Below are 26,496 nucleotides of genomic sequence, written 5' to 3'. Positions count from 1 at the left end.
AGCGGTGGGTCAGTTAAAGATGGGGCACTGAGACACCGCATTCGCGAGCAAGCCCGCTCCCACATTGGAATGTGTTGAGCCAAAAAGTTATGCAGCCACCGGCACGCGGCTGGTATGCCAGATCAGCACCTTGCTCACGCGGTTGTCCTCGGTCTCGAGGATTTCCAGGCGATAGCGGCCGATTTTCAGGCACACCGCGCAGTCCGGAATAGTCTCCAGCGCCTCGGTGACCAGGCCATTGAGGGTTTTGGGGCCGTCGCTGGGCAAGTGCCAGCCCAGGCTTTTGTTCAGTTCGCGGATCGAGGCGGCGCCGTCGATGATGTAGCGGCCATCAGGTTGGGCTTCGATGTGCGGGTTGTCCACAGCCTGATCGCTTTCGAATTCGCCGACGATTTCTTCGAGGATATCTTCCAGGGTGACGATGCCCAGCACTTCGCCGTATTCGTCCACCACCATGCCCAGGCGCCGTTGTTGTTTATGGAAGTTCAGCAACTGCAATTGCAGCGGCGTGCTTTCCGGCACGAAGTAGGGTTCGTGGCAGGCGGCGAGCAAGGCTTCTTTGGTCAGGCTGGCGTCGGGCAGCAGGTGCTGGATCTGGCGAGTGTTGAGCACCGCTTGAACCTGGTTGATGTCGCTGTGAAACACCGGCAGGCGCGTGCGCTGGGACGTGCGCAGCTGCTCGATGATGGCTTCGACCGAGTCATCCAGGTTGATGCCATCCACTTCACTGCGCGGCACCAGAATGTCGTTGACCGTGATGTTGTCCAGGGCGTGGATGCCGGGCAGGCCGGGCGTGCGGTTGTCGTTGGCCTCGGGCTCCGGTTCGTCGTCATGCTCGGGCAACGGCTCGTCGCTTTTCTTTACTACGCCGGGTTTACGTGCAAACGGGCGCAGCAGCAACAGGCTGATGCCGTTGAGCAGCCAGGCCAGCGGCGCGAGGATTTTCAGCGGTACGCCCAGCAGTGTGTTGCCAAAGCCCAGTATCGCGTGGGGGTGACGGACGGCGAGCGCGCGGGGCAGGTAGTCGGCGAGCACCAGCAGCATCGCGCAGGAGATCAACCAGCCGAGCCACGGGCCGTTTTGCGCCCAGGCATAAATCGCCAGCAATGTGCACAGGATCACCACGGCCGCGCGGCACAGGCTGTTACACAGGATCAGGCTGTTACGTGGGAAGTTCAGGCGGGCGGCGGCCTTGTCGCCTTGGCGTGTGCCAGGGCGTATGGCCAGCAGATGTTGCTGTGCAGCTTCAATGGCGGTAAACAGCGCCGCCCATAAAATCAGCAGGGCGATTACCGCGAGCATCGGCCCAAGGGGCAAGTTGTCCATTATTGCTGCCCGTCAGATATGCAGGATGTATTCGCGAACCAGCTTGCTGCCGAAGTAGGCCAGCATCAGCAGGCAGAAACCGGCCAGGGTCCAGCGTATCGCCTTGTGCCCGCGCCAGCCGAGACGGTTACGCCCCCACAGCAACACGCTGAACACCACCCAGGCCAGGCACGCCAGCAGGGTTTTGTGCACCAGGTGCTGGGCGAACAGGTTCTCGACGAACAGCCAGCCGGAGATCAGCGACAGCGACAGCAGCGTCCAGCCGGCCCACAGGAAGCCAAACAGCAGGCTTTCCATGGTTTGCAGCGGCGGGAAGTTCTTGATCAGCCCGGACGGGTGCTTGTTTTTAAGCTGGTGGTCTTGCAGCAGCAGGAGCAAGGCCTGGAACACCGCGATGGTGAACATGCCGTAGGCCAGGATCGACAACAGGATGTGCGCGAGGATGCCCGGCTCTTCGTCGATGACCTGTACGGTGCCGGTGGGCGTGAATTGCGCCAGCAGTACGGTGAGCATTCCCAGCGGGAATAGCAGCACCAACAGGTTTTCGACCGGGATGCGGTAGCAGGCCAGCAGGGTCAGCGCGATGACGGCAGCGGCAATAAGGCTGGCGGCGCTGAAAAAGTCCAGGCCCAGGCCGACCGGCGTCATCAGGTGGGTGAACAGGCTCGCGGCATGGGCCAGCAGGGCGACGACGCCCAGGCCTGCCAGCAGACGTTTGTCCGCTTTATTGCCCTGGGCCAGACGAGTGCCCTGATAGAGAGTCGCAGCGGCATATAAAAGGGCGGCGGCGAGGCTGGGTAGCAAACTGGGTGACAAGGGGACCATAAATCCTGATAGACAAGCCCGAAAGGCGCTGAGTTTGGCACACACCTGCGCTGCACGAAAGACTCCCGGGCCAGACAGCGCGTGTGCAGCGGCGCAGTCTTCGCTATAATCCGCGACCTGCCCACGCCGCAGGCTTGCTGAGCGCTGTTTTTAATAGCGATTTACCACAGCCTGGGCCGCCATTACCTCGGTCACCACTGCATTTCGATGAATAGGGCCTGAAAGGATCGCGCATGTTTGAAAACTTGACTGACCGTCTCTCGCAGACGCTGCGCCATGTCACCGGCAAGGCCAAGCTGACCGAGGACAATATTAAAGACACCCTGCGTGAAGTACGCATGGCGTTGCTGGAAGCCGACGTGGCCTTGCCTGTGGTCAAGGACTTCGTCAACTCGGTCAAAGAGCGCGCAGTGGGCACCGAAGTGTCCCGCAGCCTGACGCCGGGCCAGGCTTTTGTGAAGATCGTCCAGGCCGAACTCGAAAGCCTGATGGGCGCCGCCAACGAAGACTTGAACCTCAGTGCCGTGCCACCGGCCGTCGTGCTGATGGCCGGTCTGCAGGGCGCGGGTAAAACCACCACCGCCGGCAAGCTGGCGCGCTTCCTTAAAGAGCGCAAGAAGAAATCGGTAATGGTGGTATCGGCTGACGTCTATCGTCCGGCCGCTATCAAGCAGCTGGAAATGCTCGCGGGCGAAGTGGGTGTGACCTTCTTCCCGTCCGACCTGAGCCAGAAGCCGGTCGACATTGCCAACGCGGCTATTAAAGAAGCCAAGCTCAAATTCATTGACGTGGTTATCGTCGATACCGCCGGTCGCCTGCACATCGACGAAGAGATGATGGGCGAGATCAAGGCGCTGCATGCCGCGATCAACCCGGTCGAGACGCTGTTCGTGGTCGACGCCATGACCGGCCAGGATGCGGCCAACACCGCCAAGGCTTTCGGCGATGCACTGCCGCTCACCGGCGTGATCCTGACCAAGGTCGACGGTGACGCCCGTGGCGGTGCAGCGCTGTCGGTACGCGCGATCACCGGCAAGCCGATCAAGTTCATCGGTATGGGCGAGAAGAGCGAAGCGCTCGAGCCGTTCCACCCTGAGCGTATCGCCTCACGCATTCTCGGCATGGGCGACGTGCTCAGCCTGATCGAGCAGGCCGAAGCCACGCTCGACAAAGACAAGGCCGACAAACTGGCCAAAAAGCTGAAGAAGGGCAAGGGCTTCGACCTCGAAGACTTCCGTGACCAGCTGCAACAGATGAAGAACATGGGCGGCCTTGGCGGCCTGATGGACAAGCTGCCGAACATCGGCGGTGTGAACCTGGCGCAAATGGGCAATGCCCAGGGCGCGGCAGAGAAGCAGTTCAAGCAGATGGAAGCCATTATCAACTCCATGACCCCGGCCGAGCGCCGTGACCCTGAGCTGATCAGCGGTTCGCGCAAACGCCGGATCGCCATGGGTTCCGGCACCCAGGTGCAGGACATCGGTCGCTTGATCAAGCAGCACAAGCAGATGCAGAAGATGATGAAGAAATTCTCCGCCAAAGGCGGAATGGCCAAGATGATGCGCGGCATGGGCGGTATGTTGCCCGGCGGCGGCATGCCGAAAATGTAAAAAGTATTCGAGCGCAAGCTTGCTTGCGCTCCGACCCACAGGGACGTGGGATCTCCAGCAAACCCGCGGTTAGCGGGAGCTGACTCGCCGTTTTAACCGACGGCTCTATAGCAGATCTGAGTGGCACGCTGATAGGCGCCAGAAAAAGACATTTGCAAAAGTCCGGATATTCCTTAGAATATGCGGCCTTTCGGGCACCTATGCCCGCTGTGCATTTAGATTTGCAGCACCGACTACAGGAACGATGTTCACATGCTAACAATCCGTCTTGCCCTTGGCGGCTCCAAAAAGCGCCCGTTTTACCACTTGACCGTAACCGACAGCCGCAACCCGCGCGACGGTTCGCACAAGGAACAGGTTGGTTTCTTCAACCCTGTTGCTCGTGGTCAAGAAGTTCGTCTGTCCGTGAACCAAGAGCGCGTAGCCTACTGGCTGAGCGTTGGCGCACAGCCATCCGAGCGCGTTGCAAAACTGTTGAAGGACTCGGCTAAGGCCGCAGCCTGAGCAATATGAACGCGACGCCAGCTGTTGCTGATGATTTGATCGTTATCGGCAAGATTTACTCTGTTCATGGCGTTCGCGGCGAAGTGAAGGTGTATTCCTTTACTGATCCGACTGAAAACCTGTTGCAGTACAAAACCTGGACGCTCAAGCGCGAAGGTAGTGTGAAACAGGTCGAGCTGGTCAGTGGACGCGGGAGCGATAAGTTCCTGGTCGCAAAGCTCAGGGGTCTTGATGACCGTGAAGAAGCTCGTCTTCTGGCCGGTTATGAGATCTGCGTGCCGCGCAACCTGTTCCCTGAATTGACCGACGGCGAGTACTACTGGTACCAGCTGGAAGGTCTGAAGGTTATTGATCAACTGGGGCAATTGCTCGGGAAAATCGATCATCTTCTGGAAACCGGCGCCAATGATGTAATGGTGGTCAAGCCTTGCGCTGGCAGCCTGGATGATCGTGAACGCCTGTTGCCGTATACCGAGCAATGCGTGTTGGCCGTCGACCTGGCCGCGGGCGAGATGAAGGTGGAATGGGACGCGGACTTCTAAGCGTGGCTAATTTGCGCATTGAAGTGATCAGTTTGTTTCCCGAGATGTTCTCCGCCATCAGCGAGTACGGCATCACCAGTCGGGCGGTGAAACAGGGGCTGTTGCAGCTTACCTGTTGGAACCCGCGAGACTACACGACGGATCGACATCACACTGTGGACGATCGCCCATTTGGCGGTGGCCCGGGCATGGTGATGAAGATCAAGCCCCTGGAAGATGCGTTGGTCGAGGCCAAGGCAGCAGCCGGGGAGAAGGCGAAGGTAATTTACCTGTCCCCTCAAGGCCGTCAGCTGAAACAGGCTGGCGTGCGCGAACTGGCGAATGAGGAGGCCTTAATCCTGATTGCCGGTCGCTATGAAGGCATTGACGAGCGTTTTATTGAAGCGCATGTCGATGAAGAGTGGTCGATTGGGGACTATGTCCTGTCTGGCGGCGAGCTGCCGGCGATGGTCCTGATAGATGCGGTTACACGACTGCTGCCTGGAGCTTTAGGGCATGCGGACTCCGCGGAGGAAGATTCCTTCACGGATGGTTTGCTGGATTGCCCGCACTACACCCGACCGGAGGTGTATGCGGATCAGCGTGTTCCCGACGTATTGCTAAGTGGCAATCACGCACACATCCGGCGTTGGCGTTTACAGCAGTCCCTTGGTCGGACCTATGAACGACGCGCCGATCTTCTGGAAAGCCGCTCGCTTTCTGGAGAAGAGAAGAAGCTGCTCGAGGAATACATCCTCGCGCGGGACGATAGTTAACAACGTATCGATGGTAGGTCCATTGACTTACCTTAGGAGCACAGCATGACTAACAAAATCATCCTTGCACTCGAAGCAGAGCAGATGACCAAAGAGATCCCTACCTTTGCCCCGGGCGACACTATTGTCGTTCAGGTGAAAGTGAAGGAAGGCGACCGTTCGCGTCTGCAAGCGTTCGAAGGCGTGGTAATCGCCAAGCGTAACCGTGGTGTGAACAGTGCTTTCACTGTTCGTAAAATCTCCAACGGTGTTGGCGTAGAGCGTACTTTCCAGACCTACAGCCCGCAAATCGACAGCATGGCCGTTAAGCGTCGCGGTGACGTACGTAAAGCCAAGCTGTACTACCTGCGTGACCTGTCCGGTAAAGCAGCTCGCATCAAGGAAAAACTGGCTTAAGTCCAGCTTCCCGATGCAGAAAAAAGCAGCCTACGGGCTGCTTTTTTGTGTCTGAAATTTATCTATTACCGGTATTTGTCCATGACCACCCGCCTCGAAGAAATCCAGCGCCGCACCGACCTGTCCGTCACCCACGTGACCAAAGCCGTGTTCCCGCCGACCACCAACCACCACAACACCCTGTTCGGCGGCACTGCGCTGGCGTGGATGGATGAAGTGTCGTTCATCACCGCCACACGCTTTTGCCGCTTGCCACTGGTGACCGTGTCCACCGACCGTATCGACTTCAACCACGCGATCCCGGCTGGCTCCATCGTCGAGCTGATCGGCCGCGTAATCAAAGTGGGTAATACCAGCCTCAAGGTCGAGGTTGAAGTATTCGTCGAGAGCATGAGTGCCGATGGCCGTGAAAAGGCGATCCAGGGCGTGTTCAGCTTTGTGGCGATTGATGCCGACAAGCGCCCAGTGCCGGTGCTGCCTGGGTTTGTTGACTGATCCGAGACCGCTATTGCAGCGATGCGGCGCTCCCACAGTTAACCCGTGTTGTTCTACCTACCAGGCAAAACATAAAACCCATGTGGGAGCTGGCTTGCCTGCGATAGGATCTAACAGACACTCCAGTCATCAGCCTGAGCCTCTATGCCCGCCATTGACCACCCCCTGATCGACCGCTTCCTCGACGGCCTGTGGCTGGAAAAAGGCCTGTCCGACAACACCCGTCAGGCCTATCGCAGCGACCTCGCCTTGTTCAACGGCTGGTTGCAGGACAACAACCTGGAATTGATCAATGCCGGCCGTGAGTTGATCCTCGATCACCTGGCCTGGCGCCTGGAGCAGAACTACAAACCGCGTTCCACGGCGCGATTTCTCTCGGGTGTGCGTGGGTTTTATCGCTATTTGCTGCGCGAAAAGCTGATTGCCGTCGACCCAACCCTACAAATTGATATGCCCCAGCTCGGTAGGCCATTGCCTAAATCCTTGTCGGAAGCTGACGTAGATGCCTTGCTCGCCGCGCCCGATCTGAGCGAGGCCATCGGCCAGCGCGACCGCGCCATGCTGGAAGTCTTGTATGCCTGCGGCCTGCGCGTGACCGAGTTGATCAGCCTGACCCTGGAGCAAGTCAACCTGCGCCAGGGCGTGCTGCGTGTGATGGGCAAAGGCAGCAAGGAGCGGCTGGTGCCGATGGGCGAGGAGGCGATTGTGTGGGTGGAGCGCTATATGCGTGACGCCCGCAATGAGCTGCTCGGCGGGCGCCCCAGCGATGTGCTGTTCCCCAGCCTGCGCGGCGAGCAGATGACCCGTCAGACCTTCTGGCACCGTATCAAGCACCAGGCCAAGGTCGCCGGGATCGGCAAGGCGTTGTCGCCGCATACCTTGCGCCATGCGTTCGCCACGCATTTGCTCAACCACGGCGCGGATTTGCGCGTGGTGCAAATGCTGCTGGGGCACAGCGACTTATCCACCACTCAGATCTATACCCACGTGGCGCGCGCACGCTTGCAGGAGATGCACGCCAAGCACCACCCGCGCGGTTGAAAGCCGCCAATTTGTGCCGCCACGGGCTGCCCTGGCGCCCAACTGTGGTAGGCTTTGCCGGTTAGCAAAGGGGACGGCCACTGCCCGCGTTTCCAAGCGGTGTTCCACAGCCGTCCCTGCATCTGCCTTCAGGAGTTCCCATGCGCTTGACCCAGATTATTGCCGCCGCAGCGATTGCGTTGGTTTCCACCTTTGTTGTCGCCGATGACGCCGCCGAACAAACCATTCGCAAGAGCCTGGCGGACCTGAAGCTCGACACCCCGATCGAAAGCATCAGCGCCAGCCCTATGGCCGGCCTGTATGAAGTCAAGCTCAAGGGCAGCCGTGTGCTGTACGCCAGTGCCGATGGCCAGTACATCGTGCAGGGCTACCTGTTCCAGCTTAAAGACGGCAAGCCGGTCAACCTGACCGAGAAGGCCGAGCGCCTGGGCGTGTCCAAGCTGATCAACGGCATTCCGGTGGCTGAAACCGTGGTTTACCCCGCCATTGGCGAGACCAAGACCCATATCACCGTGTTCACCGACACCACGTGCCCGTACTGCCATAAGCTGCACGCCGAAGTGCCTGCGCTGAACAAGGCCGGTATCGAAGTGCGCTACGTCGCGTTCCCGCGACAGGGCCTGGGTTCGCCAGGTGACGAGCAACTGCAAGCCGTATGGTGTTCGGCCGACAAGAAAGCGGCCATGGACAAAATGGTCGATGGCAAGGAAATCAAGGCGGCCAAATGTGCCAACCCGGTTTCCAAGCAGTTCGCCCTCGGCCAGTCGATTGGCGTGAACGGTACACCGGCCATCGTTTTGGCTGACGGCCAAGTGATTCCGGGCTACCAGCCGGCGCCACAAGTTGCCAAACTGGCGCTCAGTGCCAAGTAAACCAGCATCGTCGAACCTTTGACGATCATGGCCCGCCGACCGATCGACGGGCCATCAAATTGAAAGCCGCAGTTGTGCGGCTGTTTTCCACGGCCGACCTAGCGTCGGCCGTTTCATGGGGAGTTCTTCAGTGAAACCGGTCAAAGTAGGCATCTGTGGGTTAGGGACCGTCGGTGGCGGCACCTTCAACGTACTTCAGCGTAATGCTGAAGAAATTTCCCGCCGTGCAGGGCGTGGGATTGAAGTGGCGCAAATTGCCACGCGTACGCCAAAGCCTCAGTTCCAAACGACCGGTATTGCGATTACCAACGATGTCTTCGCCGTAGCCACCAACCCTGAAATCGATATCGTCATCGAGCTGGTCGGCGGCTACACCGTGGCCCGTGACCTGGTGCTGCTGGCCATCGAGAATGGCAAGCACGTGGTCACCGCCAACAAGGCGCTGATCGCCGTGCACGGCAACGAGATCTTCGCCAAGGCGCGTGAAAAGGGTGTGATCGTCGCGTTCGAAGCCGCCGTGGCCGGTGGCATTCCGGTGATCAAGGCGATCCGTGAAGGCCTGTCCGCCAACCGTATCAACTGGGTGGCCGGCATCATCAACGGCACCGGCAACTTCATCCTCACCGAAATGCGCGAGAAGGGCCGCACCTTCGAAGACGTGCTGGCCGAAGCCCAAGCCTTGGGTTACGCCGAAGCCGATCCGACCTTCGACGTGGAAGGCATCGACGCAGCGCACAAGCTGACCATTTTGGCGTCCATCGCCTTTGGTATCCCGCTGCAGTTCGACAAGGCCTACACCGAAGGCATCACCAAGCTGACCACTGCTGACGTGAACTACGCCGAAGCCCTGGGCTACCGCATCAAGCACCTCGGTGTGGCGCGCAGCACCCCGGCCGGTATCGAGTTGCGTGTACACCCGACGCTGATCCCGGCCGACCGCCTGATCGCCAACGTCAATGGCGTGATGAACGCCGTGATGGTCAACGGTGACGCCGCCGGCTCCACCCTGTTCTACGGCGCCGGCGCCGGCATGGAGCCGACCGCTTCGTCGGTGATCGCCGACCTGGTGGACGTGGTTCGCGCCATGACCAGCGACCCGGAAAACCGCGTGCCGCACCTGGCCTTCCAACCGGATTCGCTGTCGGCGCACCCGATCCTGCCGATCGAAGCCTGCGAAAGCGCTTACTACCTGCGGATCCAGGCCAAGGACCATCCAGGCGTGTTGGCCCAGGTGGCCAGCATCCTCTCGGAGCGCGGCATCAACATCGAGTCGATCATGCAGAAGGAAGTGGAGGAACAAGACGGCCTGGTGCCGATGATCCTGCTGACCCACCGCGTGCTCGAGCAGCACATCAACGATGCCATCGCCGCGCTTGAAGCGTTGCAGGGCGTGGTTGGGCCGGTGGTGCGCATCCGTGTTGAACATCTAAATTAATTCAGCGGCAAGCGCCAAGCCACAAGCGACAAGTAAAAGCCGATTCGCTCTAACTTGAAGCTTGTAGCTTAAAGCTCGCAGCTCAAACCGAAGGTTTGCTCCTATGCGTTATATCAGCACCCGCGGCCAGGCACCGGCCCTGAACTTCGAAGACGTTTTGCTCGCCGGCCTTGCCACTGACGGCGGCCTGTACGTGCCGGAAAACCTGCCACGTTTCACTCAGGAAGAGATCGCCTCGTGGGCCGGCCTGCCGTACCACGAACTGGCGTTCCGGGTGATGCGCCCGTTTGTTACCGGCAGCATCCCCGATGCGGATTTCAAAAAGATTCTGGAAGAAACGTATGGCGTGTTTTCCCACAGCGCCATCGCACCACTGCGTCAGTTGAATGGCAACGAGTGGGTACTGGAGCTGTTCCACGGCCCGACCCTGGCGTTCAAGGATTTTGCACTGCAACTGCTCGGTCGCCTGCTCGATTACGTGCTGCAAAAGCGCGGTGAGCGCGTAGTCATCATCGGTGCTACCTCCGGCGATACCGGTTCGGCGGCCATCGAAGGTTGCAAGCACTGTGAAAACGTCGACATCTTCATCCTGCACCCGCACAAGCGTGTGTCGGAGGTGCAGCGTCGCCAGATGACCACCATTTTCGGTGAGAACATCCACAACATCGCCATCGAAGGCAACTTCGATGACTGCCAGGAAATGGTCAAGAACAGCTTCGCTGACCAGAGCTTCCTCAAAGGTACGCGTCTGGTGGCGGTGAACTCGATCAACTGGGCGCGGATCATGGCCCAGATCGTCTACTACTTCCACGCTTCCCTGCAGTTGGGCGGCCCGGCGCGTTCGGTGTCGTTCTCGGTGCCGACCGGCAACTTTGGTGACATCTTCGCCGGTTACCTGGCACGCAACATGGGCCTGCCGATCAACCAGTTGATCGTCGCCACCAACCGCAACGACATCCTGCACCGCTTCATGAGCGGCAACCAGTACGTCAAGGAAACCCTGCACGCCACGCTGTCGCCGTCGATGGACATCATGGTCTCGTCGAACTTCGAGCGCCTGCTGTTTGACATGCACGGTCGCAACGGGGCAGCCATTGCCGGTTTGATGGACACCTTCAAGAGCGGTGGCGGTTTCAGCGTTGACGAAGAGCGCTGGACCGAAACCCGCAAGCTGTTCGACTCCCTGGCTGTGGACGATGCGCAAACCTGCGAAACCATCGCCGAAGTCTATGCGCAGACCGGCGAACTGCTCGACCCGCACACCGCCATCGGTGTGAAGGCCGCACGCGAATGCCGTCGCAGCCTGGACATCCCGATGGTGATTCTGGGCACCGCCCACCCGGTCAAATTCCCGGAAGCGGTGGAGAAGGCCGGCGTTGGCAAGGCGCTGGAATTACCGCAGCACTTGGCTGACCTGTTCGAGCGCGAAGAGCGCTGCACCGTGCTGGCCAATGATCTGAAAGCTGTGCAGGCGTTTGTCAGCCAGCATGGCAATCGCGGCAAGCCACTCTGATTCATCAATAGCTGCGTGGCAGAAAAAGCCCGTCTTCGTGACGGGCTTTTTCATTCCGGCGAGCCATACTTGCGCAGGCGCTGGATCCGCACACTCAAGGAAACCCAATCGGTGCATGCAGTAATCCAATGGATGGTGCGTTTGGCCTGTGTGCTCTTGCTTGGCCACGTGCCAATAAGCCTGGCTGCCGTGAGCCTACCGTTCAAGCTGGTACCGGCGTTTATCCCGCTGGAGCCGTTGCCGCTGGCGCCGGCGCAGCAGCGGTGGCTGGCAGCCCATCGGACCTTGAAGGTGGGGATTTCCATTGATGACTATCAGCCGATTGATATCACCCGCGACCGTAACCGCTACCAGGGCATCAGTGCCGATTACCTGAGCCTGGTCGGTGCGCGCCTGGGTGTGTCGATGCAGGTGCTGGGTTTTGCCGAGCGCGCCCAGGCGGTCGAAGCATTACGCAGCGGCGCTATCGACATTCTCACCAGCGCCAATGGCTATGAGCGCGATGTACCCGGTTTACAGTTTACCCGCGACTACATGCCCGACCGTTCGGTTGTAGTACTGCGTCGCGACGATAGCCAGGGCGACGACCTGACCGGCAAGAAGCTGGTGTTGCTCGACGGCTATGCCAGCGTCAAGAACGTGCATGCCGCTTACCCAGGCAGCCACATCATGCTTGCGCCCAACCTCTACAGCGGGCTGGAGGCGCTCAAGCAGGGCGACGCCGATGCGTTTATCGGCAACGAAGTCATAGTGCGCGCCTACAAGTCGCTTCGGCCTTACCTGGGCTTGCAGATCAAGGAAGAAAGCCGCTTGCCCCCGATCGGCTTCGCGTTTGCCACCCGCCAGGCCGACCCCTTGCTTGGCACCCTGCTGGACAGCGCGCTGGCGAGCATCGATGAGTCGGTGCAGCGCGAAATTCTCGCGCGCTGGACCACCGGGTTGGGAGTCGGTTTTGGCGTTGAGCGCATTGCGCTGTCGGCCTCGGAGCGGGCGTGGGTGTTGCAACACCCGCATGTGGTGGTGGCGGCCCAGCAAATGTCGCCTTACGTGTTCAGGGACAAGGACGACCGCTGGGTGGGCTTGAACGTTGACCTGCTCAACCGTATTTCGCGCATGACCGGTTTGCAGTTTGTCTTCGAGGAGGCGCATTCCACTGCGCAAACCCTGAGCTGGCTGGAAACGGGCAGGGCGGACATGAACACCACCTTGGCCGAGAATCAGCAGCGCCAGGCACTGCTCAACTTCAGCCACAGTTTCGGTGGCTCTGGCTGGGTGTTCGTCGAACGTGCTGATGCGGCGCCGTTGACTGGCCTGGATCAAATGGCCGGTAAGGTGCTGGCGCTACCGGCGCGGCATGTGTTCGAGCCCTATATTCGCCAGGCGTACCCGCAAGTCAAATTGCGGCTGGTTGGCAATTACACCCAGGCGCGTGAGCAGGTAAGGCGCGGCGAAGCGCAAGCCACGCTGCAAACTGAGGTGGAAGTGCAGAGTTACCCACAAGATGGCCTGCGCATTGGCCGCAGCGTCGATGGCCAGTGGTCGGCCAACAGCCTGTCGGTGCGCAAGGACCAGCCTGAACTGCTGAGCATTCTGAACAAGGCGCTGGAAGCCTTGCCGGTCGCCGAGTTGAGCGCCTTGCGCCTGCGCTGGATCGGCGCGGTGGCGATTCCCGTACCGGCTTGGCAGCGTGTCCCCGCCTGGGCTTACTGGACGGTGGCCATGGCGATCCTGTTTGTGCTGGTGTCGCTGGTGTGGAACAGCCGGCTCAAGCGCCAGATCCGCCAGCGGCTGGAGGCTGAACGTCGGCTCAACGACCAGCTGGCTTTCAAGCGTGCCTTGCTCGACGGCATGCCCAACCCGCTGTTTGTGCGCGACCTGGCCGGGCGTCTGGTGACCTGCAACAAAAGTTATGAACAGCAGTTGGCAACTCGCCTTGAAAAGATCCAGGGTCTCACCTTGATGGAAAGCGCGGTGATGCCCGAACTCACCGCCGCGCGCCTGCACGCAGGCCATATGGTGCAACTGGCCACGCAACAACCGTTGTTTGTCGATCGGCAACTGGAGTTCAACGGCGGCAGCGTGCATGTGTACCAATGGACTGTGCCGTTCTATGACGCCGAGAACCGTTTGCGGGGCTTGCTGGGTGGCTGGATCGACATCAACGAGCGCAAGGTCCTGGAGCATCAATTGATGGACGCGCGTCAGGCCGCCGACGAAGCGAACTACGCCAAAAGTGCGTTTCTCTCCACTCTGAGCCACGAGATTCGTACACCGATGAACGCCATCATCGGCTTGCTCGAACTGGAGCAGGAACGCTGCCTGGCAGCCGGCCAGCCGGTGTCCGATGCCTTGCAGGTAGCCCATCGCTCGGCCCGTGAACTGATTGCGTTGATGGGCGACAGCCTGGACCTGGCCAAGATTGAGTCGGGCCATATGCAACTGGCACCGCAATCGACTGAGCTGAAGGTTTTTTTCGAAGGCATCCAGCGCTTGTTCGAGGCCACGGCGCAAAAAAAAGGCCTGCACCTGACCCTGGCGTTTGACCCGGCAGCCCAGGGTTATTACTGGTTCGACCCGCTGCGCTTGCGCCAAGTGATGCACAACCTTTTGGGCAATGCGCTCAAGTTTACTCAGCACGGCGGGGTGCGTATCAGTGTCGATTGCCGGCGCGATGAGGCTGGCGCTGAATACCTGCATCTGTGCGTGGAAGACAGCGGTCCGGGGATTGGGGCGGATCAGCAAGCGAGGATGTTCAAGCCGTTTGTGCAGATGAGCGCCTCGACCGCAGCCGAGCATGGCGGCACTGGCTTGGGTTTGAGTATCTGCCAACAGTTGGTGGAGTTGATGGGCGGTAGCATTCACCTCAACAGTGTCGTGGGCGCAGGGACGGTAGTGTGCATCGACCTGCACCTGGCGCGGATCAGCACTGACGATGTACCGCCACCTGTGGGTGTTGAATTGCCGCCTGCCGCTGGCAGCCTGTCGGTGCTGGTGGTCGATGACCTGGCGGCCAACCGTCTGGTGCTGGTGCAGCAGTTGGAGTTCCTCGGCCATCACGTGGTCGCCGTCGATTCAGCGCAAGGCGCGTTGCAGGCGTGGTCGCAGCAACGCTTTGACGTGCTGGTCACCGATTGCCAGATGCCGGGCATGTCCGGCTATGAGCTGAGCCAGGCGATCCGACGGATTGAAGCCAGTGAGCAGTTACCGCGTTGCACACTGATCGGCTGCACCGCGAATGCCATGGAGGATGAACAGCGGCGTGGCCAGGACGTCGGCATGGATGAGCTGCTGGTCAAGCCGATCACGTTGCAGCGCTGGGCTCAGGTGCTGGCGGAACGGGCGGCGCCACGCTCTTTTGATATCCAGACCCTGCGCACCATGACCCAGGCTGAAGGGCCGGTGCTGCACAGCATGTTGCAAGAGTTGGCCAGGAGCCTGGACCGCGAGCATGAAGTGCTGGCGCAGGCCTTGGCCGAGCAGGACATGGCGCGCCTGAATGCTGCGTTGCATCGGCTCAAGGGTATTTGCTCGCTGGTGGATGCGCTGCCGCTGGCCAAGGCGTGCATGGCCCTGGAAAGCTGCGCACGTGAGGCGCGCGGCAGCGAACTTGAGGCGCCGTGGTCAAGGTTGTCCCAAGCGTTGATGGCCTTTCGTCGCGACCTGCAACCCTATCTGGACGCCCACGAATAAGACACGTCCTATGGGGCGCCCGGCAGCTTTTGGTTACTGTGCCGGTCGTTGCCCGCTGCCGACAGAGTTGCCCATGCGTTCCCTCAAAGTGCTGATCCTTGAAGACAATCCGTTTCAACTGATGGCATTGCACCAGATGCTCAATGCCAACGGCGTGTTCAACGTGCTCACCGCCGAAACGGTTGAAGCCGCGCGCCAGTCCTTAGACAGTGCCGGCCCGGTCGACATAGCCATCTGTGACCTCTACCTGGAGCAGAGCGATGCTCTGGAGTTGATCCGCGAACTGGCCGAGCGCAACCTGGCCCAGGTGCTGATCCTGCTCAGCAATGCCGAACCGGACGTGCTCGAAGGCGTGGCCAATATGGCGCGGCAACAGGGGTTGAATGTGCTGGCGTGCTTGCCCAAGCCGGCGTCGGCCAAGCTGATCGGGCAAATGTTGACGGACTGCCAGGCGCGCTTGCGCGCGGGGCCGCCGGTGACCTCATGGGCGCGGGTGCGGCATCTGCTGGGCCTGAGCGAGCGCGAGCCATTGCCACCCTCGGCGGACACCAGCCAGGCCAGCATCGCGCGCTGTGGCAGGGTCTGGTATCAGCCGATCGTCAGCCAGGCGGGCGTGTTGCAACGGGTCGAGGCCCTGGCCCGTTGGCAATCGAATGACAATGAGCTGCTGTTGCCTGACGATTTTTTGCCGGTGCTGGAGTTTGCCGGCATGGAAGAGGCCTTTACCTGGCATGTACTGGAGCAGGCGCTCGGCCTGGCTGGCCAGATCATGGGCCAGACCGGCCAACTGCTGCCGGTGGCGGTGAATATTCCCGGGCGGATGCTGGAGCGACCGCACTTTCCCCAAGTACTCCAAAACGTGCTGCAACTGCATGGCGTGCCGGCCCATGGGCTGACCCTGGAGCTGGTGGAGACCTCACGGTTGAAAACCGACAGTGCCCACCTTACCGGGCTGCTGCGCCTGCGGATGATGGGGTGCAAGTTGTCCATTGGCGATTTCGGCGTCGGTGGTACCAGCCTGCAAAGCCTGCTGGAGTTGCCCTTCACCGAGCTGAAAATCCCCCCGGCGTTTGCCAGTGGCATGGCCGAGGATGACCGCAAGGCCGCCGTGGTGGCGGGGGCCATGAGCATGGCCGCGCACCTGGGCATTGGCGTGGTGGTGACCGGGGTGGAAAGCGCCGCCGATTATCACGCCGTAGGAGAACTGGGCGCGGCCTGGCTGCAAGGCTGTTTTATTGCGCGGCCGATGGAGGTCGAGGCGCTCAAGCAATGGATCGCGTTTCAGGCTATGCCAGCCCGTGTTCCTGTACATAGATAAACAGCGCGGCGTCGTTGCCCAGGCCCAGCTTGCGCATGGCACTGACCTTTTGAGCGCTGACCGTCTGCTTGCTGCGATGCAGTTGCGCAGCGATCTCGCCCACCGTCCACCCCGCGGCCAACAAGCGGATCACCTCCAGCTCCCGAGGTGACAGCTGTTGCTGGGATTGCAGGCGGTCGGCGCCGACTTCCCCGGCCAGGCTCAGTGCCTGGCGAATGGCGTGGGCCACATAAGGGCGCCGTTGGCGCACGTGGTCAATCGCTTGCGGCAGCTCATCGGCCAGGCTGGCCTTGCTCAGCAGGCCCATGACGCCCAGTTCCAGGATGGAGTGAAACAAGCCGGCGTTATTGAGCATGGTCACCACCACAATCGGCAGCTCGGGATGGTGCCGGCGCAGTTGTTCTATCAGGCGCAGCCCGTCGGCCTGGGGCTCGGCGGGCATCATGAAGTCGGTTACCAACACATCACAGTCACAGGTTTGCAGCTGTTCAATCAGGGCTTGGGGTGAATTGGCCTCGGCGACGATGCGCACCCGCTCGTCACGCTCCAGCACGGCGCGCAAGCCAATCAGAAAAATCGGGTGGTCGTCGGCGAGGACGATGCGCAGTGGTGCTTCAGACGCGGCTTTCAAGGCAGGCTCCCAGGATAATCCAGGGATTCTAGCCTGTTGGTGGCTGTTTTCTCTCTGTCATCTTCGCCGTGCATGCTCGGTAGACTCGGGCAGGCGACCACACAAAAGGTCGAACTTTCTGCTGCGGGCACGGGTCACTTGAATGTCAGCACCTTAGTGACATTTGTGTTTTTCGAACCTTTTCGAATGATTGAGTGGTGATCGAGATGGAAAGTATCAGCCTATTGCTCGAAGAAGCACTGAGCCCTTATCAGGTTACGTTGACCACCTCGGGTGTGCAGGGCGAGTGCCTGGTGACCGTGAAGAGTCCGGCTGGCGCTATTGTCGTCGAGCGGGAAGTCGATCGCGCGCAATTGACCGATAAGCGTGTTCTTGTGGATGTGGTCGATTGCCTGCTGCGCGACCTGAAAATCGCTGAAGGGCGCCTGGAACCCTCGGTTATTGCTGCCTTGCGCAACGCCGCACAGACCCGCGGCAGCGCGATCGCATGAAGAATTGTTTAATTGGCGAAACTTCCTACGGCATGCCCGGTCAGATTTTTTAACAGCAAGAGCAAACATTGTGCTCCGGTGTTTGTGGCTTGTTGTACTGGTCTTTGTAGGCCACGTTTAACCCCGAAGTGTCTCCCCACTCTTCGGGGTTTCTTTTTGCCTGGGATTTGTCTCCGTAGAGGCTCAAGGCTCGGGTGAGTCCAGGAAAAAGCTCGAGTTATCCAACAAATACTGTTCACGCATTGCCGGGTCTAACCATGAGGCATAGGACTGTTGCACCTGCTCCTGTGGGATCTCGCTCAGCGCCTGATCGATTCGCTGTATGGCCTGGCGACCTTGCGGCGTGTTGGAGCAGCCGATATGCGTGCGCTGGTAAGGCGCTGAACCCTTGATGGGCAAGAACAGCAGGTCCTGGGCCGCAATCCCCTGTTGCTGGGCGTGATAGCGGATTTCCGGCGCGTAGCCCAGCACGGCCTCCAGCCGCCCCAGGCGCTGCATCTGCAACAGGCTGCCCAGGGCGTCATTGCCATAATGCAGGGCCACGGTGTGCGGGTCGGCGTGCTTTAGCTGTTCATCGACGGCGGGGCCGTAGCTGCGTTCGGCCGTGGCGCCGATGCGCGCCTTATGGGCTTTGAGAAAGGCTTGCAGGTCAAACTGACCCTCGACGATATAGGGCGCCATGGCCGCCTGTTGGCTGCGCTGGATCGTCACCCCATTGCTGACCGTCACGAATGCCTGGGCGGAAAACACCACGTATTGGGCGCGCTCCGGCGTCCACAGCAGCGAGGGATCACAGGTCAGAGATTGAGCACGCAGCATTTGAATGCCGCGCGCGCGATTGACGTGCATCACTTGATGCCGATAGCCCGGCAGGCGCTCCCTGAGCAGCGGCAGCAGCTGGTCGAGTGCTCCCTGGTTTTTTTGCGGACCTCCGAAGATGGTCATTGGCGGCAGGTCGCGCAGCAGCCAGGTCAGCGTGTCCTCGGCCCGCGCCGGCAGCGACCAACTGCCGAGCAACGTGCATACAAGCAGCCAGCGGATGTACGGGCGAACCATCAGATTGCGCCATCCTCACGCAAACGGGTGATGGCGGCGGCGTCGTAACCCAGCTCGCTGAGCACTGTGCTGTTGTGCTCACCCAATTGCGGCCCAACCCATTCACAACTGCCTGGCGTCTCGGAGAGCTTGGGCACGATGCCGGGCATCTTGAAGTCCTTGCCACCTGGCAGCTGCGCCTTGAGGAACATTTCCCGGGCCAGAAACTGCGGGTCGCCGAGCATGTCTTCGGCGCTGTAGATACGGCTGGCAGGCACTTCGGCCTTGTTCAACTGCTCGATCACTTGCTCCAGCGGCAGCGAGTTGACCCACCGATCTATCACCCCGTAAAGCTCGTCACGGCGGCTGTCACGCCCGTCATTGCTGGCCAGGAGCGGGTCATTGGCGAGGTCGTCGCGACCGATGGCGCCCATGAAGCGCTTGAAGATGGCATCGCCATTGGCGCCGATCTGCACATGCTTGCCGTCGGCACTGGTATGAATCGAAGACGGCGTAATGCCGGGCATGATGTTGCCGGTGCGCTCGCGGATAAACCCGAACACGTCGAACTCCGGGATCATGCTTTCCATCATCGCGAAGATGGCTTCGTACAGCGCCACATCCACCACTTGGCCGAGCCCGCCGTTGACCTCACGGTGACGCAACGCCATCAGCGCGCCGATCACCGCCCACAGGGCCGCGATGGAGTCGCCGATGGAAATCCCGGTGCGCACCGGCGGGCGGTCTTCGAAGCCGGTGATATAGCGCAAACCGCCCATGGACTCGCCCACCGCGCCAAAGCCCGGCTGGTCTTTCATCGGCCCGGTCTGGCCAAAACCGGAGAGACGCACCATCACCAGCTTGGGGTTCAGCGCGTGCAGGGTTTCCCAGCTCAAGCCGAGTTTTTCCAGCACGCCGGGGCGGAAGTTTTCGATCAGGATGTCGGCGTCCGCCAGCAGTTGCTTAAGAATCGCCAGGCCGTCCGGTTGTTTGAGGTTCAGGGTCAGCGACTTTTTATTGCGCGCCTGCACAAACCACCACAACGACGTGCCTTCATACAGCTTGCGCCACTTGCGTAGCGGGTCGCCGCCATCCGGGGATTCGACCTTGATCACCTCCGCACCGAATTCGGCGCAGATACGTGAGGCAAACGGTCCGGCGATCAGGGTGCCCAGTTCGATGACTTTCAGGCCGGCGAGCGGTTTGGCATTAAACGACATGAGGATCCTTAGCGAGCAGGGGCGGTGGTGTGATGCCTTTTAACATAGGCGAGCGGCCCAGGGATAAGCATGATGCAGCGCAGTATTCGTTCAATGGCTGCCCCATCGGTTAGACTGGCCGCCTTTCCCTGTCTTTAGAAGCCCGTTCATGGCCCAGCCGTCCACGACCTACAAATTTGAACTGAACCTCACCGACCTCGATCGCTCGGTGTACGAGAGCGTCAAGCAGACCATCGCCCGCCACCCTTCGGAAACCGAAGAACGCATGACTGTGCGGCTGCTGGCCTACGCCCTTTGGTACAACGAGCAGTTGGCGTTTGGGCGTGGCCTGTCAGATGTAGACGAGCCAGCCCTGTGGGAAAAAAGCCTGGATGATCGGGTGCTGCACTGGATTGAAGTCGGCCAGCCCGACGCCGACCGCTTGACCTGGTGCTCACGCCGCACCGAGCGCACCAGCCTGCTGGCCTATGGCAGCCTGCGCGTATGGGAAGGCAAAGTGGTGCCGGTGGCCAAGAACCTCAAGAACGTCCACATCGCCGCCGTGCCGCAGGAAGTCCTCGAGACCCTGGCCAAGGACATGCCGCGCGTGATCAAGTGGGACGTGATGATCAGCGAAGGCACTATTTTCGTGACTGACGACCGTGGCCAGCATGAAGTGCAACTGCAGTGGCTGGTTGGCGAACGCGGTTGAAGAGGTGCAGCTTCAAGCGGCAAGCTTTTAGCTGCAAGCTTGAAGCTTGCCGCTCATTACTAATATCCACTACAGAGAATTCCCCTTCGTCCCATGCGTATCGATCCCCGCCCGTTGCCCGCCGTCCTGCCGTTTCTCGGTGAATTGCCACCGCTGTTGACCCGTCTCTACGCCGCGCGCGGGGTGCAGTCGGAGGCTGAACTGGACAAGAGCCTGGCGCGGTTGATTCCCTACCAGCAACTCAAGGGCATCGACGCGGCGGTAGACCTGCTGGTGACGGCCCTGGAGCAGCGCCAGCGTATTCTTATCGTCGGTGACTTCGACGCCGATGGCGCCACGGCCAGTACCGTGGGCACGTTGGGCCTGCGTTTGCTCGGCGCGGCGCATGTCGATTACCTGGTGCCCAACCGTTTCGAATACGGCTACGGGCTTACCCCGGAAATCGTCGCTGTGGCGCTGCAACGCGAGCCGCAGCTGCTGATCACCGTGGATAACGGCATCTCCAGCGTTGAAGGCGTGGCGGCGGCGAAAGCCGCCGGGTTGCAGGTATTGGTCACCGACCACCACTTGCCGGGCGATGAATTGCCGGCGGCGGATGCCATCGTCAACCCGAACCAGCCTGGCTGCGAGTTTCCGAGCAAGGCGTTGGCCGGCGTCGGTGTGATCTTCTACGTGCTGATGGCCCTGCGCGCGCGGTTGCGCAGCCTGGGCTGGTACGACAACAAGCCCCAGCCGAACATCGGCGAGCTGCTCGATCTAGTCGCCTTGGGCAGCGTCGCTGACGTGGTGCCGCTGGATGCCAACAACCGTATCCTGGTGCACCAAGGCCTGGAGCGTATTCGTGCCGGGCGTGCGCGGCCGGGGATCAAGGCGATTCTCGAAGTGGCCAAGCGCGATGCGGCGCGTATCACCTCCACCGACCTTGGTTTTATCCTCGGGCCACGCCTCAATGCGGCGGGGCGCCTGGATGATATGAGCCTGGGTATCGAATGCCTGCTCACCAGCGACGTGGCGGCGGCACGGGAAATGGCCGCGCAACTGGACGGCATGAACCAGGACCGCAAATCCATCGAACAAGGCATGCAGCGCGAGGCCCTGGCCCAGCTCAAGGACTTGCCGGTGGAGTCTATGCCCTACGGCTTGTGCCTGTTCGACCCGGAATGGCACCAGGGTGTGATCGGTATTCTGGCCTCGCGTATGAAAGAGCGGTATTTCCGCCCGACCATCGCCTTCGCCGATGCCGGTGATGGCCTGCTCAAGGGCTCAGGGCGCTCTGTGCAGGGTTTTCATATCCGTGATGCCCTGGCGGTGGTCGCCAGCCAGCATCCCAACCTCATCGCCAAGTACGGCGGCCACGCCATGGCGGCCGGCCTGACCTTGCGCGAGGAAAACTTCCCACTGTTTGCAGAAGCCTTTGATGCCGAAGTGCGCCGGCAACTGCGTGAGGCAGACCTCACTGGTCGCTTGCTGACCGACGGCACGTTGGCGGTGGAAGAGTTTCACCTGGAACTGGCACGTGCCCTGCGACATGCCGGGCCGTGGGGCCAGCACTTTCCCGAGCCGTTGTTTCACGGGGTGTTTCAGTTGGTGGAACAGCGTGTGGTTGGCGAGCGGCACCTTAAAGTGGTGCTCAAGAGCGAATGCGGGTCAGTGAAGCTCGATGGCATTGCGTTTGGTGTGGACCGTGAGGTGTGGCCGAACCCGACAGTGCGTTGGGTGGAGTTGGCCTACAAGCTGGATGTGAACGAGTTTCGTGGCAATGAGACTGTGCAGTTGATGATTGCGCATATCGAACCGCGCTGAATCTGAGCCACACCACAAAACAACTGTGGGAGCTGGCTTGTTGGGGCGAGGGAGCTTGCTCCCGCTGGAGTGCGTAGCACTCCCAAAATTTTGGGGGCGCTTCGCACCCCAGCGCAAGCAAGCTTGCTCGCCACAACAAGCCCGCACACATTGGGTTCTGCGTATGCCCAGGATTACTCAGCTTTATCTTTAGCCTGGTGTTTCACAATGATATCCACCAAGCGCTGAGCCAGCGCCGGGTAGTTTTCATCAAAGTGATGCCCGCCTGGCAGCTTCACCGCCTCGCCCACAGCCGTGGTGTCGGTGCAGCCGCTCTCGTTGACCTCTTCAGCGCCGTAGATGCACACCACTTTGTCCGCCGGCAGCTTGGCCATTTCCGGGCCGGTGGCGGCTTCTTTGCCGGCATTGCCCAGCCAGCCTTCCACTTCGATTTCAAAGCTGCCGGTGCGTGCGAATGCGAGCAGGATAATCGCGTCGACACGCTGCTGTTCGCTTTCCGGCATGCGGTTGTAGATCGCTGGCAGCACGTCGGCACCGAACGAATAGCCGGTCAGTACAAAGCGCTTGGTGCCCCACTTCTGGCGGTAGTGCTGCATCAGCTCAGTGAGGTCTTTGGCGCTTTGTTCCGGGGTCTTGTGCTGCCAGTAGTAGCGCAGGGTGTCGATGCCGACCACCGGGTAGCCGATCTTGGCCATTTCACCGGCCACATCGCGGTCCAGGTCACGCCAGCCGCCGTCACCGGAGAGGAACAGGGTGACGGTGTCCTTGGCTTGGCCAGCCGGTACTTCGACCACGGGAATCGCCAGGCCGCCGTTATCCGAACCGACCAATTGCTTGCGCAGTTCGTTGTTCAGCACTTGCGGGTAGTGAATGTCGTAGTCGCTGATGCTGGTAGTCGCGCGCGGTGTATCGCGTACGAAACTGGCGCTTTCATCGTCAGGGTTATCGTTCCACGCCACCAGCCAGTTGCCATGGGCGGAGGTCTTTGGCAGTGGGTCCTTGCAACCTTCCTGCACCAGGGCGAAGCCGACGGAGATGGCGTTGGCCTTGTCGTCGTTCTGTGTGGCCAGCCAGCGCCAGGCGAGCGCGGCGCCAGGGCCGATGCCGCTGACCAGCGTCGCCGGGCCTTTAAGTTGGGCCAGGGCGCTTTGCAGGGCTTGTTCCTGCAGCTTGCAGTCATCTTTTGGCAGGATCACTTGCACGATCTGCGCAGAGCCGCCCTGGCTCAGGGCAATCAGCTGGCTGTCGCTCAAGGTTTCGTCGGCCATTACAGCCACGGCCACGCGGGCCTTGGCCGAGCCATTAGGGGTCACACGGGTCATCACCGAACCGTCGGCCTGGGGCAGTTGTTCCAGGGTCGGTTGCGGGGCAGGGCGGTTCCAGTACCAAAAGCCACCCGCCGCGATCAGCGCGAGTAGCACTACTAAGGCCAATACATACCGCCAGGAGCGTCGAATCATCAGCGTTTCACCAATCCAGTCAAGCCGCCCGCAATCAGGGCGGCGGTATCGGCCAGTGCCACCAGCGGATCAAGTCCTGCGGGCACGGCCATATAACGGGGTTCCCAGTCAGGCTGGAACTTGTCTTTGAAGCGGCGCAAACCTTGGAAGTTATACAACTGCTCGCCACGGCGGAACACCATCGAGCCCAGGCGTTGGGTCAGCGGCGCACCACGGCGCGGTTGCAGGCCCGACAACGGCACCATGCCGAGGCTGAAGCGGGCGTAATCATGGTTCTTATAATGTTGAATCAGGCCAACCATCATGAACTCCATGGTCAGCTTCGGCGCGTCCGGGTGCGCACGCATCAGGTCGAGACTGGCCAGGTCATGGTTGTAGGTCTCGAGCAGGTTGGCGAAGGCTACCGGGCGCCCTTCGAAGCGAATGATCGCGATGCGAAAGTGCTTGAGGTAGTCGTCGCTGAAACGTCCGAGCGAGAAGCCCTTTTCCCGCACGTTCTTGCCGGTCAGCCAGGCATCGGAGATGACTTTAAGCTCATCCATCGGCGCCTGGCCCGGGTCGCAGATCTCCAGGGACAGGCCGTCCCGGGTGCCACGGTTCCAGGTGTAGCGCAGGTCCTTCATCTCTTTGCCCTTGGCTTCCAGGTCAAAGCGTTTGAGGTCGACGCGGGCTTCTTCGCCCAGCTTGATCGCGGTGAGGCCAATGTCCATGTAGTACGGCAGGTTCTCGGCGCGTACTTGATAGAAGACTGGGCGCGCGTGATGGATATCGCACAGGTCGCGGAACTGCCAGATCATCTCCGCGCGGGGCTGAGTCGGGCCGATCGGGTCGTACAGGGCCACCAGGCTGCGCCCGCGACGGGCGTACATCAGGAAGGCTTCATCGTTGGGGTGGAACAGCAACGCCTTGTCGCCGGTCAGCGCCAGGCCGCCGTCGGGTTGCGAGGAGGCCATCAGGATCTTGGTGGCACGCTCCAGCTCATCCGGTGTCGGCAAGTGAATGACCGGGCGGGCGGTGCGCAACAGCCAGGTCAGTGACACGATCACCAGCAGCACCGCCGCACCCAGCAACGAGCGCAGGCCGCGCGGGGCGTTGGCGTCCAGGGTGAACTGCCACCACAGCTGATGGCTGTACGGCACGTCTTGATAGGCAAACAGCAGCAGCCAGATCGAGGCGCCCAGCACGCAGACGCTGGCCACCAGGTACAGCGGCGAGAACGGCAGTTCAGTCAGGCGGCTGGCGCGGTAAAACGAGCGACGGAAGATCGCCAGCAGCACCGCCGTCATGATCATCAGGCTGGCTTCTTCCCAGTCGAAGCCTTTTAGCAGCGAGAGCAGGGCGCCGGTCAGCAGCAGCACCATGGTCAGCATCCAGGCCGCCGACAAACGTCGACGCAGGCCTTGGGCGAGCAGCAGGCACAACACGCCGATCAGGCTGGCACCGAAGTGCGAGGCATCAATCAGGCGGTGGGGAATCAGGAACCCGATGTTTTCCAGGCGTGAATCGATTTCCGGCGTGGCGCCGGAAAACAGCAGGACCACGCCGGACAAAAAAACCAGTACGGCCAGCACCGGCGCCGCCAGGCCTGAGGCAACCCGCAGGCTTTGCTGGGTCTGGAACAGGCGCTGGGCCTCGTTGACCAGCAGAAAGATACAGGCGATCAGCAGCGGCAGCACCACGTAGATCATCCGGTACAACAGCAGGGCGGCGGCCAATGGCGCGGCGCCGAGTTTGTCGGCAAACGCGGCCAGCAGAATCGCTTCGAACACGCCCACGCCGCCCGGTACATGGCTGAGTACACCGGCAGCCAGGGCCAGCAGGTACACCAGCAGGAACGGGCCGAACGGCGGCGCTTCCGGCAGCAGCATATAAAGGACGGTGGCGGCAGCGGCCACATCCAGTGCGGTAATGATCAGTTGCAGGAAGGTCAGGCGGCGGCCGGGCAAGCGCAGCGTGCGCCGCCCGGCCTTGACCAGCAGATTGTCCGGGTACGGTTGTTCCGGCAGGCGGCGGCGATAAATGCCGATGCACAGCGCAACCGACAGCAGCAGCACCGCGCCGGCAATCCCACCGAGCAGCCCTTGGGACAAGTGCAAGTAGGTCGAGGCCGCCGGCAAGTTGCTCAAGGTGGCCAATGCCGCCAGCGGCGGCAGGGCGGTGCCCAGGGCCAAGCTGGCAAACACGGTCATGTGCGCCACTTCCGAGGCGCCGATGCCGTGGCGTGCATATAAACGGTAGCGCACCGAGCCACCCGAGAGCATCGACAGGCCAATGGCATTGCCGATGGCAAAGGCGGTGAAGCCGCCCATGGCCAGGGTCTTGGCGGGCAGCTTCACGCCGGCATAACGCGCGCCGGAGAATTCATAGCCCAATAGAATGATGAAACCTGCGACCGCAGCGGCAAATGCGCCGAGCAAGGCCGGCTTGGGCACGTCCAGGATCGAGTCGTGGAGCGCGTAAAGGTCCAGTTCCAGCAGCAGGTGTCGGCAGGCAATCAGGGCGATAGCGAACAGCAACAGGGTGACGGCCAGCCCAATGGGTTGACGGTATTTGCTCAACAGATCCAGCCAACGCAAACGGGTGGGAGTGATCGGTTGTTCCGCTGTGACGGTGTCTTGTGGTTCAGACGAGTTGGCGCGCATCAATCACCTCGTGGATTGTGCGCGACAGGATGGAGGTATCCAGCCAAGTTACCAATCCCTATGGACAAAATAATTACAAATATTAACGCTTATCGCCGGGTGCGGCGACAGCGGCCATTGGTCGTAGAGGGTCGTGCGTGAGTACTGAGCATAGCTTGCAATGACATGGACTCTGCAAACCGAATACGGTTTCATGAAAGA

The 26,496-nt window shown here is 60.8% G+C and carries 22 protein-coding genes; 15 read left to right on the top strand and 7 right to left on the bottom strand.

Annotation, left to right across the window (positions count from 1 at the left end; genetic code table 11):
* Window positions 1-87: 87 nt before the first annotated feature.
* Window positions 88-1,326, bottom strand: coding sequence for a transporter associated domain-containing protein (locus tag ACTD9P_RS19210; protein ID WP_438868935.1), 1,239 nt, complete (start codon window positions 1,324-1,326; stop codon window positions 88-90).
* A gap of 12 nt (window positions 1,327-1,338) precedes the next feature.
* Window positions 1,339-2,151, bottom strand: a complete 813-nt coding sequence (locus tag ACTD9P_RS19205) for a cytochrome C assembly family protein (RefSeq protein ID WP_438868934.1) — start codon at window positions 2,149-2,151, stop codon at window positions 1,339-1,341.
* Between the two features lie 233 nt (window positions 2,152-2,384).
* Between ACTD9P_RS19205 and ffh the strand changes: the two genes are divergently transcribed.
* From ffh to ACTD9P_RS19145, 12 genes are all read left to right on the top strand, one after another.
* A complete protein-coding gene (gene ffh, locus ACTD9P_RS19200) occupies window positions 2,385-3,761 on the top strand; it encodes a signal recognition particle protein (protein ID WP_003193965.1) in 1,377 nt (458 codons plus the stop codon).
* A 252-nt stretch (window positions 3,762-4,013) separates the two neighbouring features.
* On the top strand, window positions 4,014-4,265 hold the full coding sequence (gene rpsP / locus ACTD9P_RS19195) for a 30S ribosomal protein S16 (RefSeq protein ID WP_003175899.1): 252 nt from the start codon (window positions 4,014-4,016) through the stop codon (window positions 4,263-4,265).
* Between the two features lie 5 nt (window positions 4,266-4,270).
* Entirely contained in the window at window positions 4,271-4,807 is a 537-nt protein-coding gene (gene rimM / locus ACTD9P_RS19190; RefSeq protein WP_438868933.1) for a ribosome maturation factor RimM, read from the top strand.
* Window positions 4,789-5,562, top strand: a complete 774-nt coding sequence (gene trmD, locus ACTD9P_RS19185; protein WP_170875847.1) for a tRNA (guanosine(37)-N1)-methyltransferase TrmD — start codon at window positions 4,789-4,791, stop codon at window positions 5,560-5,562. The genes rimM and trmD overlap by 19 nt, the downstream gene beginning before the upstream one ends.
* A gap of 45 nt (window positions 5,563-5,607) precedes the next feature.
* Window positions 5,608-5,958 (top strand): 50S ribosomal protein L19, encoded by a 351-nt coding sequence (gene rplS / locus ACTD9P_RS19180; RefSeq protein WP_003175895.1) that lies wholly within the window; start codon window positions 5,608-5,610, stop codon window positions 5,956-5,958.
* An 81-nt stretch (window positions 5,959-6,039) separates the two neighbouring features.
* Complete coding sequence (locus ACTD9P_RS19175) at window positions 6,040-6,453, top strand: acyl-CoA thioesterase (protein ID WP_003193963.1); 414 nt, start codon at window positions 6,040-6,042, stop codon at window positions 6,451-6,453.
* 144 nt (window positions 6,454-6,597) lie between these two features.
* Complete coding sequence (xerD, locus tag ACTD9P_RS19170) at window positions 6,598-7,494, top strand: site-specific tyrosine recombinase XerD (protein ID WP_438868932.1); 897 nt, start codon at window positions 6,598-6,600, stop codon at window positions 7,492-7,494.
* A 140-nt stretch (window positions 7,495-7,634) separates the two neighbouring features.
* Window positions 7,635-8,366 (top strand): thioredoxin fold domain-containing protein, encoded by a 732-nt coding sequence (locus ACTD9P_RS19165; protein WP_200432830.1) that lies wholly within the window; start codon window positions 7,635-7,637, stop codon window positions 8,364-8,366.
* Between the two features lie 130 nt (window positions 8,367-8,496).
* The gene (locus tag ACTD9P_RS19160; RefSeq protein ID WP_056858691.1) at window positions 8,497-9,801 is read left to right on the top strand and encodes a homoserine dehydrogenase; all 1,305 of its coding nucleotides are present in this window, start codon (window positions 8,497-8,499) and stop codon (window positions 9,799-9,801) included.
* A gap of 103 nt (window positions 9,802-9,904) precedes the next feature.
* Window positions 9,905-11,314 carry a threonine synthase gene (gene thrC, locus ACTD9P_RS19155; RefSeq protein WP_438868931.1) on the top strand — a complete coding sequence of 470 codons (1,410 nt, stop codon included), beginning with the start codon at window positions 9,905-9,907 and terminating at the stop codon, window positions 11,312-11,314.
* A 111-nt stretch (window positions 11,315-11,425) separates the two neighbouring features.
* On the top strand, window positions 11,426-15,004 hold the full coding sequence (locus tag ACTD9P_RS19150) for a transporter substrate-binding domain-containing protein (RefSeq protein WP_438868930.1): 3,579 nt from the start codon (window positions 11,426-11,428) through the stop codon (window positions 15,002-15,004).
* A gap of 73 nt (window positions 15,005-15,077) precedes the next feature.
* Window positions 15,078-16,322 carry an EAL domain-containing response regulator gene (locus ACTD9P_RS19145; protein ID WP_438868929.1) on the top strand — a complete coding sequence of 415 codons (1,245 nt, stop codon included), beginning with the start codon at window positions 15,078-15,080 and terminating at the stop codon, window positions 16,320-16,322.
* On the opposite strand, the gene ACTD9P_RS19140 is transcribed toward ACTD9P_RS19145, so the two are convergent.
* Window positions 16,291-16,953, bottom strand: coding sequence for a response regulator (locus tag ACTD9P_RS19140; RefSeq protein ID WP_438868928.1), 663 nt, complete (start codon window positions 16,951-16,953; stop codon window positions 16,291-16,293). The two genes, ACTD9P_RS19145 and ACTD9P_RS19140, sit on opposite strands and share 32 nt — an antisense overlap.
* Before the next feature lie 206 nt (window positions 16,954-17,159).
* Between ACTD9P_RS19140 and ACTD9P_RS19135 the strand changes: the two genes are divergently transcribed.
* Window positions 17,160-17,444, top strand: coding sequence for a DUF3509 domain-containing protein (locus tag ACTD9P_RS19135; protein ID WP_200432825.1), 285 nt, complete (start codon window positions 17,160-17,162; stop codon window positions 17,442-17,444).
* A 183-nt stretch (window positions 17,445-17,627) separates the two neighbouring features.
* Here the strand turns inward: ACTD9P_RS19135 and ACTD9P_RS19130 are convergent, their stop codons facing one another.
* Window positions 17,628-18,500: a TIGR02285 family protein gene (locus tag ACTD9P_RS19130; protein ID WP_438868926.1), complete on the bottom strand. Its 873-nt coding sequence runs from the start codon at window positions 18,498-18,500 to the stop codon at window positions 17,628-17,630.
* On the bottom strand, window positions 18,500-19,699 hold the full coding sequence (locus ACTD9P_RS19125) for a CaiB/BaiF CoA transferase family protein (protein ID WP_438868925.1): 1,200 nt from the start codon (window positions 19,697-19,699) through the stop codon (window positions 18,500-18,502). The genes ACTD9P_RS19130 and ACTD9P_RS19125 overlap by 1 nt, the downstream gene beginning before the upstream one ends.
* 148 nt (window positions 19,700-19,847) lie before the next feature.
* Here ACTD9P_RS19125 and ACTD9P_RS19120 point away from each other — a divergent pair, with 148 nt between their 5' ends.
* Window positions 19,848-20,390, top strand: coding sequence for a YaeQ family protein (locus ACTD9P_RS19120; RefSeq protein WP_219267408.1), 543 nt, complete (start codon window positions 19,848-19,850; stop codon window positions 20,388-20,390).
* Window positions 20,391-20,483: 93 nt separating this feature from the next.
* Window positions 20,484-22,193: a single-stranded-DNA-specific exonuclease RecJ gene (recJ, locus tag ACTD9P_RS19115; protein ID WP_438868924.1), complete on the top strand. Its 1,710-nt coding sequence runs from the start codon at window positions 20,484-20,486 to the stop codon at window positions 22,191-22,193.
* Between the two features lie 173 nt (window positions 22,194-22,366).
* Here recJ and ACTD9P_RS19110 read toward each other — a convergent pair whose 3' ends face one another.
* Both ACTD9P_RS19110 and mprF read right to left on the bottom strand, forming a co-directional pair.
* Window positions 22,367-23,653, bottom strand: coding sequence for a virulence factor family protein (locus ACTD9P_RS19110; protein WP_056858686.1), 1,287 nt, complete (start codon window positions 23,651-23,653; stop codon window positions 22,367-22,369).
* On the bottom strand, window positions 23,653-26,295 hold the full coding sequence (gene mprF / locus ACTD9P_RS19105; protein WP_438868923.1) for a bifunctional lysylphosphatidylglycerol flippase/synthetase MprF: 2,643 nt from the start codon (window positions 26,293-26,295) through the stop codon (window positions 23,653-23,655). The genes ACTD9P_RS19110 and mprF overlap by 1 nt, the downstream gene beginning before the upstream one ends.
* Between the last annotated feature and the right edge of the window lie 201 nt (window positions 26,296-26,496).

This window comes from Pseudomonas onubensis, from assembly GCF_965653655.1.
Taxonomy (GTDB): domain Bacteria; phylum Pseudomonadota; class Gammaproteobacteria; order Pseudomonadales; family Pseudomonadaceae; genus Aquipseudomonas.
This window is presented reverse-complemented; position numbering and strand designations above follow the sequence as displayed.